This is a genomic window from Bradyrhizobium sp. URHC0002, assembly GCF_054059515.1.
Map to the genome: position 1 here is coordinate 6,782,574 of NZ_JBSSCF010000001.1, position 15,603 is coordinate 6,798,176.

Sequence of the window (15,603 nt, forward strand, 5' to 3'; positions counted from 1 at the left end):
ACGGGAACGGCCCGCCTCCATTGAACTCAGCGCCCCGCTCCGATATACGGGCTGTCGACTCCGGCCGAGGAAATTGGGCCCTCCGCGGCGCCGCGCCCCGCCTCCTCAGGCCGTTCCGGATTATCTCCAATATATCAAAGGCTTAATGATGTCTTCTACATTCGATCAGATCGCCAACATTATCGCGGAAACCTGCGACATTCCGCGCGACACGATCAAGCCGGAGAGCCACGCCATCGACGATCTGGGAATCGACAGCTTGGACTTCCTCGACATCGCCTTTGCCATCGACAAGGCGTTCGGAATCAAGATGCCGCTCGAAAAATGGACTCAGGAGGTCAACGACGGCAAGGCCACGACCGAGCAGTACTTCGTGCTGCAAAATCTCGCCGATCGCATCGACGAACTGGTCGCCGCCAAGAATGCAGCGCCGGGCGCCTAGAGCCATTTCCGTTCCGATCAAATCGGAACGGGGCTCTAGATTCTTGGTTTGACGCGTTTTCTTGACGCGAACCGGCCTCCACTTCGCTGGAAAACGCTTTAGTCGCCCGCCATGAACCTTGATTACTTTCAGCTGATCGACCGCATCGTCGACCTCAATCTCGACGCCAAGACGATCACGGTCGAGGCCCAGGTTCCGACCACGCATACCATCTTCGAGGGGCATTTCCCGGGTTTCCCGATCATGCCCGGCGTGCTGCTGACCGAAGCGATGGCGCAGAGCTCCGGCTGGCTGATTCTCGGCGTCCTGAAGTTCGAGCGCATGCCGTTCCTGGCCATCGTGAAGGAAGCCAAGATGCGGGGTTTCGTCAGTCCCGGTCAGTTGCTGACGATCGAGGCGAAGCTCGAGCACGAAGGTTCCGGCTTTGCCGTCACCAAGGTCAAGGGACGCGTCGGCAAGGAACTGAAATGCAGCGCTGAATTGACCTTCGGCCTTACCCCCTTCCCCGACCCGGCCCTGCGCGTGCACATGGACGCGAAGGCCAACGAGATCGGCTTCCCACTGCAGGCGATAACGCATGACTGAGCAGAAGTCCGCAGGCGCCAAGGAAGTCTGGATCACCGGCATCGGCATCGTCTCCTCGCTCGGCGAGGGGCTGGACGCGCATTGGGATGCACTGAACGCCAAAACGATCAACGTCGACGACAAGCGGTTTGCGCCCTACATCGTGCATCCGCTCGCGCCCGTTTCCTTCGACGCCCAGATCCCGAAAAAGGGCGACCAGCGTCAGATGGAAGCCTGGCAGCGCATCGGCACCTATGCCGCGGGGCTCGCGCTGGATTCGGCCGGCGTGAAGGGCGACAAGGAAATTCTCGGCCGGATGGACATGATCGTGGCCGCCGGCGGCGGCGAGCGCGACCTCGCGGTCGATCTCGCCATCATGACCGCCGACGCCAAGGGCAATTCCAGCCCCGCCTTTCTCAATGAACGGCTGATGAACGATCTGCGGCCGACGCTGTTCCTGGCGCAGCTCTCCAACCTGCTCGCCGGCAACATCGCCATCGTCCATGGCGTGTGCGGCACGTCGCGCACCTTCATGGGCGAGGAAGCAGCCAGTATCGACGCGGCGCGGATTGCCCTGGCCCGCATCGAATCCGGGCAGAGCGAGATCGCGCTGGTCGGCGCCGCCCATAATGGCGAGCGCTCCGATCTGCTCGTCCTCTACGAATTCGGCGACTTCAATCTGAAAGAGAAATATGCGCCGGTCTGGCAGCGCGAGGGCCACAGCGGCTTTGCGCTCGGCTCCGCCGGATGTTTCCTGGTGCTGGAATCGCGTGAGCACGCCGAAGCGCGTGGCGCCAAACCCTACGCGAAGCTGACCAAGGTGGTCGCCGATCTCGCGCAGCGCAAGCAGCCGGGCGCGGTGACCAGATCGCTGGAAGCGATATGGCCGAAACTCGGCGTCGCCGGCGATAGCGGCCAACTGATCACCGGCGCGACCGGCGTCGAGCCGGTGACTTCGGAAGAAAAGGCGTTCTTGCGCCAGAACCCCGGATTTGCGGTGCGCGCCACCGGAACGATGTTCGGCCACACGCTGGAGACCCAGTTTCCGCTGGGGCTGGCGCTGGCCGCCCTTTCGCTCTCCCGCGGCGCGCTGTTTCCGCCCAACGATCCGACCGGACTCGAGGTTGAAAAGGCAGGCAGCCCGGACCAGATTGTGGTGGTGGGGGCCGGCCACTGGCAGGGCGAAGGCATGGCCCTGGTCGAGGCCGTCAAGTAATCGGCGCGAGAGCGTATTCAGTTACGGCGCACATCGGGGGAACCATGTCAGCACCATCAGATAAATTTGGCAGGCCGATCGTCGTCGTCACCGGCATGGGCGTGGTCACGTCGCTCGGCGCCGGCAAGCAGGACAATTGGCGCAAGCTGATCGCGGGCGAATCCGGCATCCGCACCGTGACCCGCTTCCCGATCGACGGGCTGAAATCCACCATGGCGGGCACGGTCGATTTCGTCAGCGTCGATCCCGTCAGCTCGACGGGATTGACCGAGCGGCTGGCCGAAATGGCCACCGAGGAAGCACTCGAGCAGGCCGGGGTCGGCGCCAAGGCCGATTTTCCCGGACCGCTCTTTCTGGCGGTGGCGCCGGTCGAAGTGGAATGGCCGCAGCGGCTCGAGCTTGGGCGCGCGATCGGAAAGACCGAATTCGGCTACGAGGATATGCTGCGCGCCAGCGGCGGCGGCCGGTTCGCCTCCTACCATCACCGTTTTATGTTCGGCTCGGTGGCGAGCCATCTGGCCGAAGCCTTCGGTACCAAGGGCTCGCCGATCTCGCTTTCCACGGCCTGCGCCTCCGGCGCGACCGCGATCCAGCTTGGTGTCGAGGCGATCCGCCGCGGCGACGCGGATGCGGCGCTTTGCGTGGGGACCGACGGCTCGGTCAACCCGGAAGCGCTGGTGCGGTTCTCCCTGCTGTCGGCCTTGTCGACACAAAACGATCCGCCGCAGGCCGCCTCAAAGCCGTTCTCGAAGAACCGCGACGGTTTTGTGATGGCGGAAGGCGCCGGCGCGATGGTGCTGGAAAGCTATGAATCGGCAACCGCCCGCGGCGCGAAGATCCTCGGCGTGGTCGCCGGCTGCGGCGAGCTGACCGACTCGTTCCACCGTACCCGCTCCAGTCCGGACGGCAAGCCGATCATCGGCTGCATGCGCAAGACGCTGGCGGACGCCGGCCTCGAACCCGAACAGATCGATCACATCAACGCACACGGCACCGCGACGCCGGAAAACGACAAGATGGAGTACAACACGACAGCGGTCGTGTTCGGCGATCATCTGCCGAAGATTCCGGTGTCGTCGAACAAGTCGATGGTCGGGCATACGATCTCCGCTGCCGGCGCGGTGGAAGCCGTGTTCTCGCTGCTGACGCTGGAGCATCAGCGGATTCCGCCGACCATCAATTACGAGATTCCGGATCCGGCGATCCTGTTCGACGTGGTCGGCAACACCGCGCGCGACGCCAAGGTGACCGCCGTGATGTCGAACTCGTTCGGCTTCGGCGGACAAAACGCCTCGCTGATCCTGACACGCGAACCGGTGTAAGCCAGCTTCTTAAACATGAACCGCCTGCTCCTACGCACCAAGGCGCGCTTACGCGACGCCGCCAAGCCTGTGGCGGAAGCCGCTGTCGGCGCGCTAACGATCGCGCTGTTGCGCACCACGCGCTATTTCGATCCGGACAAGACCGCGAATTTCTTCGGCCGCGCCACCCGCTTCATCGGACGCCGGCTGCGCGAGGACCGTATCGGGCGCGAGAATCTCACGGCAGCTTTCCCCGAGAAATCGCCGGAAGAGATCGAAACCATTCTGGCCGGCGTCTGGGACAATCTCGGCCGCATCGGCGCCGAGTTCGCCCATCTCGACCATATCTGGGACTACGACGTCGATCATCCGGACAAACCTAGCCGCGTCGAGTTCGGCGCGCGGACCAAGCAGATTTTCGATGCCCTGCGCGACGACGGCAAGCCGGCGATCATCTTCGCGAGCCATCTCGGCAATTGGGAGATCCCGGCGCTCGGCGCGGTCGCCCATGGGCTGGATTGCGCGATCCTGTTCCGCCGCCCCAACATCGAGTCCGCCGACCGCGCCATCGAACGGATCCGCGCCGTCAAGATGGGCACGCTGGTGCCGGCCGGCCGCGAGGCGCCGCTCAAGCTTGCGGAGGCCCTGCAAAGAGGCCAGCACGTCGCGATGCTGGTCGATCAGTACATGGGCAACGGCGTCGAGGTGACGTTCTTCGGCCGCAAGACCAAGGCCAATCCGACATTGGCGCGGCTGCTCCGGCAGGTCGAATGCCCCGTGCACGGCGTGCGCATCATCCGCCTGCCCAACCACCGCTTCCGCGCCGAACTGTCCGAAGAGGTCAAGCCGGTGCGCGATGCCTCCGGCCAGATCGACATCCAGGGCACGATGCAGGCGGTGACGTCAGTGGTCGAAGGCTGGGTGCGGGAGTATCCGGACCAGTGGCTGTGGCTGCACAGGCGGTGGCGGTAGCGTCACGAGCGCAGCCTGGATGAGCGAAGCGATATCCGGGATTTTGCTAACCCGGCACCGGATATCGCTGCGCTCATCCGGCTACAGGTGCCGACTATCCGAATAACAGGCCGAGGCTCCAGGCCTTCAGCGCCACGGCCGATCCCAGGATGAAGACAATCTGCAGCAGCGTGCGCGTTGAAAAGAACGTGAGGATGTTGGTCATGTGATGCTCCCGGCGAGAGCTATAGGTGCTCGCTCAGGTTCCGGCAACAGAAGTTTGTCGGGAGCGAGCGTAGCCCGGATAAGCGCAGCGATATCCGGGATTTTACGGGACCGGCCCCGGATATCGCTGCGCTCATGCGGGTTGCAGATTCGTCATTGCGAGCGAAGCGAAGCAATCCATCCTTCCGCTTGTTGCGAGATGGATTGCTTCGTCGCTTCGCGCCTCGCAATGACGGAAGGATCCCACGCAAACGCAGCCGTCACTTCCCCGTCTTCACCTTGGTCCAGAGCCGGTTGATGACGCGCTGGGTGGCGGGGTCGCGGGCCTGGATGACGAACAGCTTTTTCTGCATCGCCTCGTCCGGATAGATATTCCTGTCGTTGAGGATCTTCGGATGGACCAGCTTCTGGCTTGCCAGATTGCCGTTGGCGTAGGACAGGAAGTCCGAATTTTTCGCCGCGACGTCCGGGCGGTAGAGATAGTTGATCAACTCATAGGCCTCCGCGACATTCTTCGCATCCGCGGGGATCGCGAGATTGTCGAAGAACATCTGCGCGCCCTCTTTGGGGATGGTGTAGCCGATCTCGATGCCGTTCCTGGCTTCCGCCGCGCGGCTGCGCGCCTGCATCACGTCGCCCGACCATCCCACCACGAAGCAGATTTCGCCTGAAGCCAGCGCGCCCAGATATTCCGAGGAATGAAACTTGCGCACATTGGGCCTGATCTTGCTGACGAGCTCGGCGGCCTTTTCCAGATCGGCCTGCCTGGTCGAATTCGGATCGATCCCGAGATAGCTGAGCGCCGCCGGCAGAATGTCGTCGGCGGAGTCCAGCATATGTATACCGCAGTCTTTAAATTTTGCGAGATTGTCCGGCTTGAAGACGATGTCCCAGCTATCGATTTTGGCGTCCGGCCCGAGGATTTTCTGCGCCGTCTTGACGTTGTAGCCGATGCCCGTGGTGCCCCACATATAGTTGGCGGCGTAATCGTTGCCGGGATCATAGGTGGCGAGCTGACCGGTCACGACAGGCCAGGCGTTGACGAGGTTCGGCAGCTTCGACTTGTCGAGCTTGATAAAGACTTTTGCCGTGATCTGGCGCTGCAGGAAATAGCCGGTTGGCACCACGACGTCGTAGCCCGACTTGCCCGCCAGGAGCCGCGTCTCCAGCGTCTCGTTGGCGTCGAACGTGTCGTAGACCACCTTGATGCCGGTTTCCCTGGTGAAGTCTTCCAGCACACCCGGGGCCATATAGTTCGACCAGTTGTAGAAGTTCACGGTGCGCTCCTCGGCCTGCGCGGGCGAGAGCGACAGCGCGGCCGTCATCGCACCGATCAGGCAAAGCGAGCCTCGGATTGAATCGCGCATCTGCTACCTCTTGCGACGGCCGTGCACCGCGTCCGACAGGCGCTCCAGCGCGGTATCCAGCGTTTCGTCTTTCTTGGAAAAACAGAACCGCACCACCGAGGTCACCGCATCCTGCTCGTAGAACGCCGATACCGGGATCGCGGCGACTTTATAATCGGTCACGATGCGCTTGCAGAACTCGACGTCGGTTTCATTGAGTCCGAGCGGCGAGAGGTCGACGGTGAGAAAATACGTGCCCTGCGATTTCAGCACGGGAAAGCCGATGCTCTCCAATCCCTTCGTCAAACGGTCCCTGCTCCGCGCCAGTTCCTTGCGCATGTCGTAAAAATATTCATCAGGCTTGCCGAGGCCATAGGCGACGGCTGCCTGCAGGTTCGGCGCTGTCGTGAAGGTCAGGAACTGGTGCACCTTGGCCGCTACCCTCAGCAGCGGCGGCGCGGCGCAGACGAAGCCGATCTTCCATCCGGTCAGCGAAAAGATTTTGCCGGCGCTGCCGACCTTGATGGTGCGGTCGCGCATGCCTGGAATCGTGATCAGCGGAATGTGCTCGCGGCCGTCGAAGATGACGTGCTCCCAGACTTCGTCACAAATGGCGATCGTGTCGAACTGCTGGCAGAACCGCGCCAGCAATTCGAGATCCTCGCGAGGATAGACCACCGCAGCCGGATTGAGCGGATTGTTGAACAGCACCGCCTTGGTCTTGGGATTGAAGACGCTCGTCAGCATCTCTTCCGTCAGCCGCCAGTCTGGTGGCTCGAGCCGCAACAGGCGCGGAATGCCGCCGGCCTGACGGATGATCGGCAAATAGCTGTCATAGACCGGCTGGAAGCAGACGACCTCGTCGCCGGGTTCGACGACGGCGAGGATGGACGACGTCAGCGCCTCGGTGCCGCCCGAGGTCACCATCACTTCCGTCATCGGATCGAGGGTGAGCTTGTGCCAGCGGCCGTAATGGGCTGCGATCGCCTGCCGCAGTTCGGGAATGCCCATCATCGACGGGTATTGGTTATAGCCGTTCACGGTCGCGTCGGCCGCGGCGCGGCGGATGTCCTCGGGCCCGGGATCGTCGGGAAAACCCTGGCCGAGATTGATGGCGTTGTTGTCGCGGGCGGCCTGCGACATCGCCTCGAACACGGTGACCGGAAGGTCGGCAAAGACCTTATTCATGGATGTCATGGTGGAAATCAGCCGCCGGTTCTGGTCGGCAAACCCGCTGCCTTCCAGCCGATGATGCCACCGGCAAGATGCTTGTCATAGGGAAGGCCCGCCGCCTGGGCCGCCAGCGAAGCCGTCACCGAGCGCTTGCCCGAACGACAGGCGAAAACCACCTGCTTTCCCTGCGGGTCCGGAATGGCCGCCGGATCGAAGGTCTGGAGAGGAACGACCACACCGTCCGGATAGGCTTCCACCGCGACCTCGTTGGGTTCGCGAACATCGACCAGAAGATAGCGGCCTTCCGCCATCCCCTTGGAAACGTCTTCCGGGGTCAAATCGTGCACCTGATGGTCCGCCACGCAATATCCTCCTGACAACCCGCCGCAAGGGCTCAGATCAGCCCCGGCCAAGCGGGCGCCAAAGTCGCCCCTCGCGGGGTGAAAATCAAGCGCCGTAAACGGTTTAAACGACCGCCAAAGCCGCGCCGCCACCCACGCAATTATTCTCCTCCCGCCGCTGTTTTCAGGCGAGATGTTCTTTCACCATGGGCCAGGCGCCTTGCGGCGTTTGCGGCCCGGCCGCCCGGTAGCCGCGACGAAGGTAAAAGCCGCGGGCGTTTGAGCTTGCCTCAAGACGCACCGAGGGGAACTCGCGGTCGCGCATCAATCCTTCGAGCATACCGAGCAATCCGGCGCCCATGCCCTGTCCGGCAAATTCGGCTGCCACATACAAGCCCTCCAGCGTGTCGCCTCGAATAGCCCCCCATCCGACGACGACGCCGTCCAGCTCGGCAACCCACACTTCCAGCTCACGCAGCTTTCGCTCCATTCCGGAGAGCGTGAGCTGCGTCGCCCACGCTTGCGCTTCGGCCTTGGGCATCGTTGGAGGCGCGAGTTCAAGGATCGATCGCCGTCGAATGTCGTAGAGACGGCTCGCGTCCTTGCGCATCGCCGGACGGTGAATGGTACCCATCGTCATCCATCGCGTGCTCCCACAGGACTACTGCCGCTCAGCGGGGAGCTTACGTCCGAGTCTACGTCAGCGCCGGCGCGGTTCAAGACCTCCAAAGCTGTCACCGGTCAGGAACTCAAGGAGGCCGCCGACTATTTTACGTCAATCAAGCCGCGATCGAACATTGTGGTGGTTGAAACCGACACCGTCCCGAAGACACAGGTCAGGGACTTGTTCCTGGCCCCGGTGGACGGCGGCGAGAACGACATCAGTCCGGAATGCGCACCAACGCGTAAGGTGGTCGACCACTCTGAATTTTATGAGTTCACGCCCTGGGCCCAGCCTGAGCAGCGATTTGAATTTGAGACAGCTACCTTGTCCGTCTATTGCTTCACGCGATCCATACTTGTCGCGTTGCTGTGTTGAACCTTCGCGAAGTTCCCGTGACCCACGCTAAGGGGCGTTCGGGACCACAGGAGGGTTCTGATGACGAGGCATCGAACGATTACCGGGTTCGTGGCTGTCGCTTTGCTCGCTGTTGCCGCAACCGCCGCTACTATGAGGTCGCACTCGCCCGAGGGTATTGTCGTCCCCGACGGCACGACTATGTCGAAGGGCCTCACGGTTGCCGCGGACGAGATCCCAACTGCGAGTTTTGACGAGCGCTGGTCCGCGATGGCAGCTTCGAAAACGGACACGCCTGAGCGATAGGTTCGACGTTCGCCCATGCTGCCGCAATCGGCCTGCTTGGCTAAATTTATAATGGACTCTTAGTAGTTGGGCGACGCTTTCGCGTGACGGGCGCGGACGCGGCTGCGCGCACGACAAGATGATTAGGGAGGTACGGTCACACCACATTGGCATTTCATTTCGAAAATAACTTTTCGAAGGAGGCAACGATGAACGTGTTGAAAGTAGCAATCGTCGGCCTGGCCCTGATTTCAGCCAATACACCGGTCCGCGCGGACGTCATCGCCGACTGGAACAACACCGCAATGGACGTCATGAAGGCGATCAACGTGGTCGGCAATCCGTGGACGCGCAGCATGGCCTTGGTGAACGTGTCCATGTCCGACGCGGTCAACTCGGTGCAGAACCGATATTCGCGTTACATGCCGGAGCTTCCAACTGATCCGAACGCCTCGGCCGAGGCCGCGGCAGCGGCGGCTGCCCGCGAAATTCTCACGCGTCAGTATCCCGGTCAGAAGGAGCGGATCGATGCGGCCTACGCGGAGACGATGAAAACCATTCCGGACAACCCCGCACGGGCAGCGGGTATTGATTTAGGCGAAAAAGTTGCGGGCGCGATTTTCGCCGAACGTCAGAACGACGCGACAAACACGCCCGACACATACCGGCCGCTCACGACGCCTGGCGTATGGGTGCCGACTACACCGCCGCTCTTTCCCCAATATGCGACGGCCAAGCCGTGGGGCATGGAAAGCGCGAGTCAGTTCCGACCGGCTCCGCCCCCGGCCCTCAACAGCGCTGTTTACGCGCGCGATTACAACGAAACCAAGGAAATGGGCGGAGCGAAAAGCACGAAGCGGGCCGACGCGCAGTCCGACGCTGTGCGCTTCTGGACACAGGCCAACCTTGCGCCCTCATGGTTCCAGGCCGCCAGGCAGGCTTCCGCTCGTCACGGACTCACCATGGCAGAAAGCGCGCGCGTATTCGCACTGATGTCCATGGCTCTCGCCAATTGCTACGTTGTCGATTGGGACGCCAAGTTCCAATACAATTTTTGGCGGCCGATCACCGCGATCCGCAACGGCGACCAGGATGGCAACGAAGCGACCGAACGGGACGCAGGCTGGCAGCCTCTGAACACCACGCCGATGCATCCGGAATACCCGTCGCAGGCGGGGATCAACGCGGGTGCGGCGCGAGGCGTTCTGGAAGCCGTTTTCGGCAGCGGGACGGAAGGATTCATCGCGACCGATACTTCCGACGCACGCCTTTCACGCCAATTCACCAGCTTTGCGCAGATGGCCCAGGAGCACGAAGAGGTACGCATCTGGGGCGGTATTCATTTCCGCAATTCGCTCGAGGTCGGAGACGCGATGGGTCGCAAGGTCGCCAACCATCTCGTGACAAATTACCTGAAGCCGGCGCCGTAGGCCCATGTTCGGCGCCATCTCAAGGCGCCTGGTAACCGGCGGCGCGCTGCTGCTCGCCACCTTCCTTGCCACGGACGCCGCGGACATCGACGACGATCTGCCCGACCTTGCTGACCAGATCGCGCAGATGGCCTCCGAGGTCGCACTCGAGTTGCAGCAAGTCTGTCCGCCTGCTTTACCCTCGGACCAGGCAGCCTTCGACCAATGCCGGCGCAGCTTGTTCGGCAACTCCGCGCTACGGCGCAGCCTCGCACCCAGGCTACTGTGGGGCCGCCGGAATCAGGACGCTGGGGCAGCGCTCAAGAACACCAATCTCACGCAGTTTGCGCCCGATGTACTTGCCGGCCTCTATCTCTCGCTGTTCATGTACAGCGGCGAGTACAGCACCGAGTATGTCGAGCGCGAGCGACTGTACCTGATCCGCCTGCGGGCAGGCTTCCGCAACCTGTTACCTCCCGGGCAGTTTCCGTATCCGTTCTGGCACGACGAGGCGAAGTGGGGGGTTTATCAGGCCGCGAATTCGGTTCTGCTCTGGGTCAATCCAAAGACCGCGAAGATCGTCATCGGGCAATTTACCGAACGGGGCAGTGGCAGCCCTGTTGTCTCCACGCATCCGATATGGCCCAAATTCGATGGCAAATGGATGTGGATGGACAAGGACGAGCGCATCCAGCCGCGCGTGACGCTCTTCGACGGCTTGTTCCGGCAAGAAAATCCTTATCTGGCAGAGCTCGACTTCACCTACAGGACGCTGGCGCTGCGGATGCGCGACGCGCAATGCGATAATTGTCACGTGCCGAACAATCCGATGCCGATGCGCCGGCTGGTGTTGATGCACACACCGGCCCACGCAGCAGGCGAGATTGCCCGGCTGATGAAGGCAGTGCGTGCGGACAAGATGCCGCTCGACGATACCGGCGCCGAACAGCCGCTCGAGCCCGCGCTCAAACGCGCGCTGCTCGAAAGCGGCGCAGCTTTCGAAGAGACGGTGAAGGCTGCAAAAGATTGGGAAGCGGCACACCGGGATTGAACGGCACGCGACTGATCCGGGATCGAACCTCCTGGTCAGATAATTCCGCCATAGCAAAGCTGCTTGCTGCAACGCAGCCTGTGCGGGCGGCATGCTTCGTACAGCGAAGCGGCGAAACTAACTTCCGTGTCAGAAACTGTCGCATTATTCATTTGAAATCACTGGATCATTTGGGTCTGCTGACGTCTTCCTTTTTGCGACCGTATCGGTCGCTGCATTCGACACGGAGGTTGGGATGAACAACAAGCTCCTTAAATGCCTCACCGCGGGTGCGATGATTGCGGCGCTTGCGCTTGCGTCACCTGTGCTCGCTCGCGGTGGCGGTGGCGGTGGCGGCCACGGTGGCGGCGGTGGCGGTGGCGGTCATGGTGGTGGCGGTCATGGTGGTGGCGGTGGTGGCATGCATGGGGGTGGCGGTGGCGGCATGCATGGCGGTGGAGGTGGAATGCATTTTGGTGGCATGGGCGCCGGCGGCATGGGTTTCGCAGGCAGCCGCGTCGGCTTCGCAGGCAGCCGGGTCGGGTTCGCAGGTAGCCGCTTCGCGGGTCCGCGTTTTGCGCATGCAGGGTTTGCCCATCATGGCCGATTCTTCCATCACCGCCACCATCGCTTTGCGTTCATTGGTGTTGGTGTGCCCTACGCCTACGCCGCCTACGACAGTTGCTGGCGCAGGACGTGGACACCATACGGACCGCAATGGGTGAACATCTGTGGCGACTACGGCTATTACTGATGCGCATCGCGATTGAGGCAATGCCGCTGCCATATTGATCTGGTGAGTCCGGATCCCAGCGCGTCCGTGCCGTCCGTGCGCAAGGATCCAGACATGGTGATGGTCGCCACTAGCGTGTGTTCCCGAAAAAGGGATCCGGTCCCCGTTGGTGGCGACCGTCACTTTGTTCACGTAACCTTCAGACTACATGAGCGAGTCTCCAGCTGCCTGGGCAGTCGTTCGGAGACGGAAGACCATGACGGGAGGTCATCGGCGTATTCTGGTCGTTGAGGATGACCCGGAAACCGCCGACCAGCTCGTGGAATCGCTCACGACCAGCGGTTACAAGGTGGATTTGGCCACCAGCGGCAACGAAGCGCTGAGTCGCGGCGCCACCGGCGGCTATGCCGTCATCACGATCGACCGCATGCTGCCTGATATCGACGGCATCGCCGTCATGCGTCAGTTCCGTGATGATGGCATCGCCGCACCCGTCCTGATCGTCAGCGCACTCGGAGAAGTCGACGATCGGGTGCGCGGCTTGCGTGCCGGGGGCGATGACTATCTGGTCAAGCCTTTTTCGTTCGTCGAACTCCTGGCGCGGGTCGAGGCGCTTGGCCGACGCAGTGACACCATTGTCAAGGAGACCATCTTGCGTGTCGGCGATCTCGCACTCGACCTGGTGTCGCGGACCGCCAGCCGGCGTGGCAAGGATATTGTGCTTTTTCCCCGGGAGTTTCAGCTTCTTGAATATCTGGTTCGCAACGAAGGTCGCGTCGTATCAAGGGCAATGTTGCTGCAGCACGTCTGGGACCTTCATTTCGATCCCTCCACGAATATCATCGACGTCTATGTCGGGCGCGTCCGTCGCAAGGTCGACGGCCAGCAGGCCTATCCGCTGATCCATACGGTTCGCGGTGTCGGGTACTCTCTCCGTGCTCCTGGCTAAGACCTTAACGTCATCGACGTTCAGGCTGGCGCTGATCGCGATCGGGACCTTCGGCGTGATCGTGTCGGCCATTTTCAGTTACGTCTACCTGTCCACCTCCTCCTATGTGCGCAGCCGGTCGGATCGCGCCATCGTGACCGAGTATCTGAGCCTGAAGAGCGCCTACGAGCGGTCGGGGCGCGATGGGCTGATCGCCTTGATCCAGGAACGCATCGCCGACAGCAGTTTTGCAAACAACGTGTACATCCTGGCCGATCCTTCCTCGGTCACGCTCGCCGGCAATCTGAGGATATGGCCATCGACGGCCACGGCACCCGATGGATGGATAGAGTTTCGCGCGCCGGAGCCGTTGCCCAATACGGCAAACCGGCCGCTGCTGCGGGCCATGCTTGGAACATTTCCGAGCCGCGATCGTCTGCTGGTGGGAACGGATATCAGTGAGCTCGACGGCTTTGCCGACCAGATCAAGACGGCCGTGATCTCGGGCATTGTACTGATATTCTTGCTTGCGGGGGTCGCGAGCATCCTCGTGACGCGCCGGACCGTGGGGCGGATTGAATCGATCAACGCCACCAGCCGGGCCATCATGCAGAGCGGCCTGGATCAGCGCATCCCGCTTCGCGGCACCCATGACGAATGGGATCGCGTCGCGGAGAACCTGAACCTAATGCTGGACCGCATCGAAACCTTGATGGGAGAGGTCAAGCAAGTGAGCGACAATGTCGCGCACGACCTCCGGACGCCGCTGACGCGCATGCGCGGGCGGCTGGAGAAGGCCTATCACGGCCGGCGCACCAGCGCGGACGATCAGGCGCTGATCGGCGACACGATCACCGACCTCGATGCCGTTTTGCGTCTATTCTCGTCGCTCACGCGCATTGCGCAAATCGAGACCCAGGCACGCAAGGGCGCGTTCCGCACCGTGAACCTGGTGGAAATCGCCGGCGAGGTTGTGGAGCTGTACGATGCCGCGGCCGAACAGGTGGGCACGCATCTCAAGGTCGTCGGCGATCGCGAGGTGATAGTGACCGGCGATCGCGACCTGATCTTTGATGCCATCGCCAATCTCGTGGACAATGCGATCAAGCATGGCCGCGCCGGAGGACAAGTCGTGGTCGCGAACGAAAACATCGATGGCAAGCCGGTCATCTCGATCGCCGATGACGGGCCTGGAATTCCAGCTCACGAATACCAGCAGGTTTTCAAGCGCTTTTACCGGCTCGAACACAGCCGCTACACGCCAGGAAACGGTCTGGGGCTCAGCCTGGTCGCCGCCGTCGCCCATCTTCACGGCGCGCGGATCGAAATGCTCGATAACTCGCCGGGTCTCAAGCTCAAACTCTGGTTTTCCGCGCCAGTCTGTTAGCCGCGAATAGGTGGCGCCCGCGACGGCGCAACCCGGCTCCTGCGAGCCAAGCTCAGCCGCTCGGGCGGACCACGTTATTGTCGGGTTCTTTCCATTTATGCCTTTTTTTCTGCACTATTTGAGCAGCAAATGAACCCATCTAGCGCTTCGGGGGGACTCGCAATGGTGAAGTCCGGAATAGCGTTCTCACTCATAGGATTGGCCGGGCTGCTCGGCGGCTGCATGCAAGCGACGCTTGCGCCGTCGTCGAATGCCAGTTTGACCGCAAGGGACCGGCAGTTGCTCGCCCACCCGCCTTATGCGCAGGCGAGCATTCCGGAGACGTATCGCCGGCATATTGTCGACTACACGCGCAGGGAGCAGCCGGGCACGATCCTGGTCGATACCAATTCGAAATATCTCTATTACGTACTGCCGGGAGGCAAGGCTGTCCGCTACGGCGTGACGGTGGGCGAGGAGGCGCAGGCCTGGTCCGGCGTCGCGACCGTTGGCAAAGTCGCCGAATGGCCCGACTGGATTCCGACGGCGGAGATCCAGGCGCGGCTCGGCCCCTACCCGAAGCGCGTTGCCGGAGGTCCGGCCAATCCGCTCGGCGCGCGGGCGCTCTACCTCTACGAGGGCAACAAGGATACTCTGTACCGCATTCACGGCACCAACCAGCCGGAATATATCGGTCAGGCCATCTCGTCCGGCTGCATCCGCATGCTCAACGAAGACGTCATCGATCTCGTGAACCGGGTGAAGCCAGGCGCGATCGTCGTCGTCCTCCCGCCGGGTCGGAGTGCGTAGCAAGAAAGGCGCCACAAAAAAACCCCGGCATGAAGCCGGGGTCCGGAAAGCCACGGCGTACATCCGGCCATGACGATCAGGTTTCTATCTTGCATGCAGTTCTTGAACAAAATGTGACGTTGGCTTCTGGAGCCTGCCGACCAACTTTAGCGACCGACGCTCTCGGCGTCGTCCGCAGGTACCTGCGACATCGGCCGCTGTTTCATGAGCGCGTCCATGCCGTTCCGATGCAGCCAGACAAGCCCCATGGCAAGCTGCCGCAAGTCATTGCGGGCCGCACCGAGAGGCAACCTTCTTGCCCGGCGCAGTGCGTCGGCAGCTTGCTTTTCCAATGCTGAAAGTTCGCGTTCCACCTGCTGTTCCCCGATCAGGTTCCGCTTTCCCGGAGCTGTCTATCGCATTTCACGCGCAAGCTTTGTGAAGCGGCTCACTTGACGACCCTGCCTTGCGCTGTATCGGGGCGCC

15 protein-coding genes and 1 pseudogene are annotated in these 15,603 nt (G+C 62.1%); 11 read left to right on the forward strand and 5 right to left on the reverse strand.

Annotation, left to right across the window (positions count from 1 at the left end):
* Nucleotides 1-148 precede the first annotated feature (148 nt).
* From ACVWVY_RS33195 to ACVWVY_RS33215, 5 genes are all read left to right on the forward strand, one after another.
* The gene (locus ACVWVY_RS33195; RefSeq protein ID WP_028346689.1) at nt 149-442 is read left to right on the forward strand and encodes an acyl carrier protein; all 294 of its coding nucleotides are present in this window, start codon (nt 149-151) and stop codon (nt 440-442) included.
* 111 nt (nt 443-553) lie between these two features.
* Nucleotides 554-1,027, forward strand: a complete 474-nt coding sequence (locus ACVWVY_RS33200) for a 3-hydroxyacyl-ACP dehydratase FabZ family protein (RefSeq protein WP_456630335.1) — start codon at nt 554-556, stop codon at nt 1,025-1,027.
* Nucleotides 1,020-2,222: a beta-ketoacyl-ACP synthase gene (locus ACVWVY_RS33205; protein WP_456630336.1), complete on the forward strand. Its 1,203-nt coding sequence runs from the start codon at nt 1,020-1,022 to the stop codon at nt 2,220-2,222. The genes ACVWVY_RS33200 and ACVWVY_RS33205 overlap by 8 nt, the downstream gene beginning before the upstream one ends.
* A gap of 44 nt (nt 2,223-2,266) precedes the next feature.
* On the forward strand, nt 2,267-3,544 hold the full coding sequence (locus ACVWVY_RS33210) for a beta-ketoacyl-ACP synthase (protein WP_456630337.1): 1,278 nt from the start codon (nt 2,267-2,269) through the stop codon (nt 3,542-3,544).
* A gap of 15 nt (nt 3,545-3,559) precedes the next feature.
* Nucleotides 3,560-4,495, forward strand: a complete 936-nt coding sequence (locus ACVWVY_RS33215; protein ID WP_456630338.1) for a lipid A biosynthesis lauroyl acyltransferase — start codon at nt 3,560-3,562, stop codon at nt 4,493-4,495.
* A 464-nt stretch (nt 4,496-4,959) separates the two neighbouring features.
* Here ACVWVY_RS33215 and ACVWVY_RS33220 read toward each other — a convergent pair whose 3' ends face one another.
* From ACVWVY_RS33220 to ACVWVY_RS33235, 4 genes are all read right to left on the reverse strand, one after another.
* On the reverse strand, nt 4,960-6,066 hold the full coding sequence (locus ACVWVY_RS33220; RefSeq protein ID WP_456630339.1) for a polyamine ABC transporter substrate-binding protein: 1,107 nt from the start codon (nt 6,064-6,066) through the stop codon (nt 4,960-4,962).
* Between the two features lie 3 nt (nt 6,067-6,069).
* The gene (locus tag ACVWVY_RS33225) at nt 6,070-7,242 is read right to left on the reverse strand and encodes an aminotransferase (RefSeq protein ID WP_456630340.1); all 1,173 of its coding nucleotides are present in this window, start codon (nt 7,240-7,242) and stop codon (nt 6,070-6,072) included.
* Nucleotides 7,243-7,250: 8 nt separating this feature from the next.
* Nucleotides 7,251-7,529, reverse strand: a complete 279-nt coding sequence (locus ACVWVY_RS33230) for a rhodanese-like domain-containing protein (protein WP_244608244.1) — start codon at nt 7,527-7,529, stop codon at nt 7,251-7,253.
* A 214-nt stretch (nt 7,530-7,743) separates the two neighbouring features.
* Nucleotides 7,744-8,199, reverse strand: coding sequence for a GNAT family N-acetyltransferase (locus tag ACVWVY_RS33235; RefSeq protein WP_456630341.1), 456 nt, complete (start codon nt 8,197-8,199; stop codon nt 7,744-7,746).
* 872 nt (nt 8,200-9,071) lie between these two features.
* Here ACVWVY_RS33235 and ACVWVY_RS33240 point away from each other — a divergent pair.
* From ACVWVY_RS33240 to ACVWVY_RS33265, 6 genes and pseudogenes are all read left to right on the forward strand, one after another.
* Entirely contained in the window at nt 9,072-10,292 is a 1,221-nt protein-coding gene (locus ACVWVY_RS33240) for a vanadium-dependent haloperoxidase (RefSeq protein WP_456630342.1), read from the forward strand.
* Between the two features lie 4 nt (nt 10,293-10,296).
* Entirely contained in the window at nt 10,297-11,322 is a 1,026-nt protein-coding gene (locus ACVWVY_RS33245) for a hypothetical protein (protein ID WP_456630343.1), read from the forward strand.
* 235 nt (nt 11,323-11,557) lie between these two features.
* Nucleotides 11,558-12,055: a hypothetical protein gene (locus ACVWVY_RS33250; RefSeq protein WP_456630344.1), complete on the forward strand. Its 498-nt coding sequence runs from the start codon at nt 11,558-11,560 to the stop codon at nt 12,053-12,055.
* Nucleotides 12,056-12,290: 235 nt separating this feature from the next.
* The gene (locus tag ACVWVY_RS33255; RefSeq protein ID WP_456630345.1) at nt 12,291-12,983 is read left to right on the forward strand and encodes a winged helix-turn-helix domain-containing protein; all 693 of its coding nucleotides are present in this window, start codon (nt 12,291-12,293) and stop codon (nt 12,981-12,983) included.
* A gap of 430 nt (nt 12,984-13,413) precedes the next feature.
* Nucleotides 13,414-14,349: pseudogene (locus ACVWVY_RS33260) on the forward strand (sensor histidine kinase); the annotation flags it as partial.
* A gap of 162 nt (nt 14,350-14,511) precedes the next feature.
* Nucleotides 14,512-15,138 (forward strand): L,D-transpeptidase, encoded by a 627-nt coding sequence (locus ACVWVY_RS33265; RefSeq protein ID WP_456630346.1) that lies wholly within the window; start codon nt 14,512-14,514, stop codon nt 15,136-15,138.
* A 146-nt stretch (nt 15,139-15,284) separates the two neighbouring features.
* Here the strand turns inward: ACVWVY_RS33265 and ACVWVY_RS33270 are convergent, their stop codons facing one another.
* Complete coding sequence (locus ACVWVY_RS33270) at nt 15,285-15,491, reverse strand: hypothetical protein (protein ID WP_456630347.1); 207 nt, start codon at nt 15,489-15,491, stop codon at nt 15,285-15,287.
* Between the last annotated feature and the right edge of the window lie 112 nt (nt 15,492-15,603).

What these genes read in the sequence shown, in the direction of transcription:
- ACVWVY_RS33235 (WP_456630341.1), bottom strand. Translation starts at nt 8,199, where the DNA reads ATGACGATGGGTACCATTCACCGTCCGGCGATGCGCAAGGACGCGAGC.
- ACVWVY_RS33250 (WP_456630344.1), top strand. Translation starts at nt 11,558, where the DNA reads ATGAACAACAAGCTCCTTAAATGCCTCACCGCGGGTGCGATGATTGCG.
- ACVWVY_RS33195 (WP_028346689.1), top strand. Translation starts at nt 149, where the DNA reads ATGTCTTCTACATTCGATCAGATCGCCAACATTATCGCGGAAACCTGC.
- ACVWVY_RS33240 (WP_456630342.1), top strand. Translation starts at nt 9,072, where the DNA reads ATGAACGTGTTGAAAGTAGCAATCGTCGGCCTGGCCCTGATTTCAGCC.
- ACVWVY_RS33205 (WP_456630336.1), top strand. Translation starts at nt 1,020, where the DNA reads ATGACTGAGCAGAAGTCCGCAGGCGCCAAGGAAGTCTGGATCACCGGC.
- ACVWVY_RS33230 (WP_244608244.1), bottom strand. Translation starts at nt 7,529, where the DNA reads ATGGCGGAAGGCCGCTATCTTCTGGTCGATGTTCGCGAACCCAACGAG.
- ACVWVY_RS33245 (WP_456630343.1), top strand. Translation starts at nt 10,297, where the DNA reads ATGTTCGGCGCCATCTCAAGGCGCCTGGTAACCGGCGGCGCGCTGCTG.
- ACVWVY_RS33265 (WP_456630346.1), top strand. Translation starts at nt 14,512, where the DNA reads ATGGTGAAGTCCGGAATAGCGTTCTCACTCATAGGATTGGCCGGGCTG.
- ACVWVY_RS33255 (WP_456630345.1), top strand. Translation starts at nt 12,291, where the DNA reads ATGACGGGAGGTCATCGGCGTATTCTGGTCGTTGAGGATGACCCGGAA.
- ACVWVY_RS33225 (WP_456630340.1), bottom strand. Translation starts at nt 7,242, where the DNA reads ATGACATCCATGAATAAGGTCTTTGCCGACCTTCCGGTCACCGTGTTC.
- ACVWVY_RS33220 (WP_456630339.1), bottom strand. Translation starts at nt 6,066, where the DNA reads ATGCGCGATTCAATCCGAGGCTCGCTTTGCCTGATCGGTGCGATGACG.
- ACVWVY_RS33215 (WP_456630338.1), top strand. Translation starts at nt 3,560, where the DNA reads ATGAACCGCCTGCTCCTACGCACCAAGGCGCGCTTACGCGACGCCGCC.
- ACVWVY_RS33200 (WP_456630335.1), top strand. Translation starts at nt 554, where the DNA reads ATGAACCTTGATTACTTTCAGCTGATCGACCGCATCGTCGACCTCAAT.
- ACVWVY_RS33210 (WP_456630337.1), top strand. Translation starts at nt 2,267, where the DNA reads ATGTCAGCACCATCAGATAAATTTGGCAGGCCGATCGTCGTCGTCACC.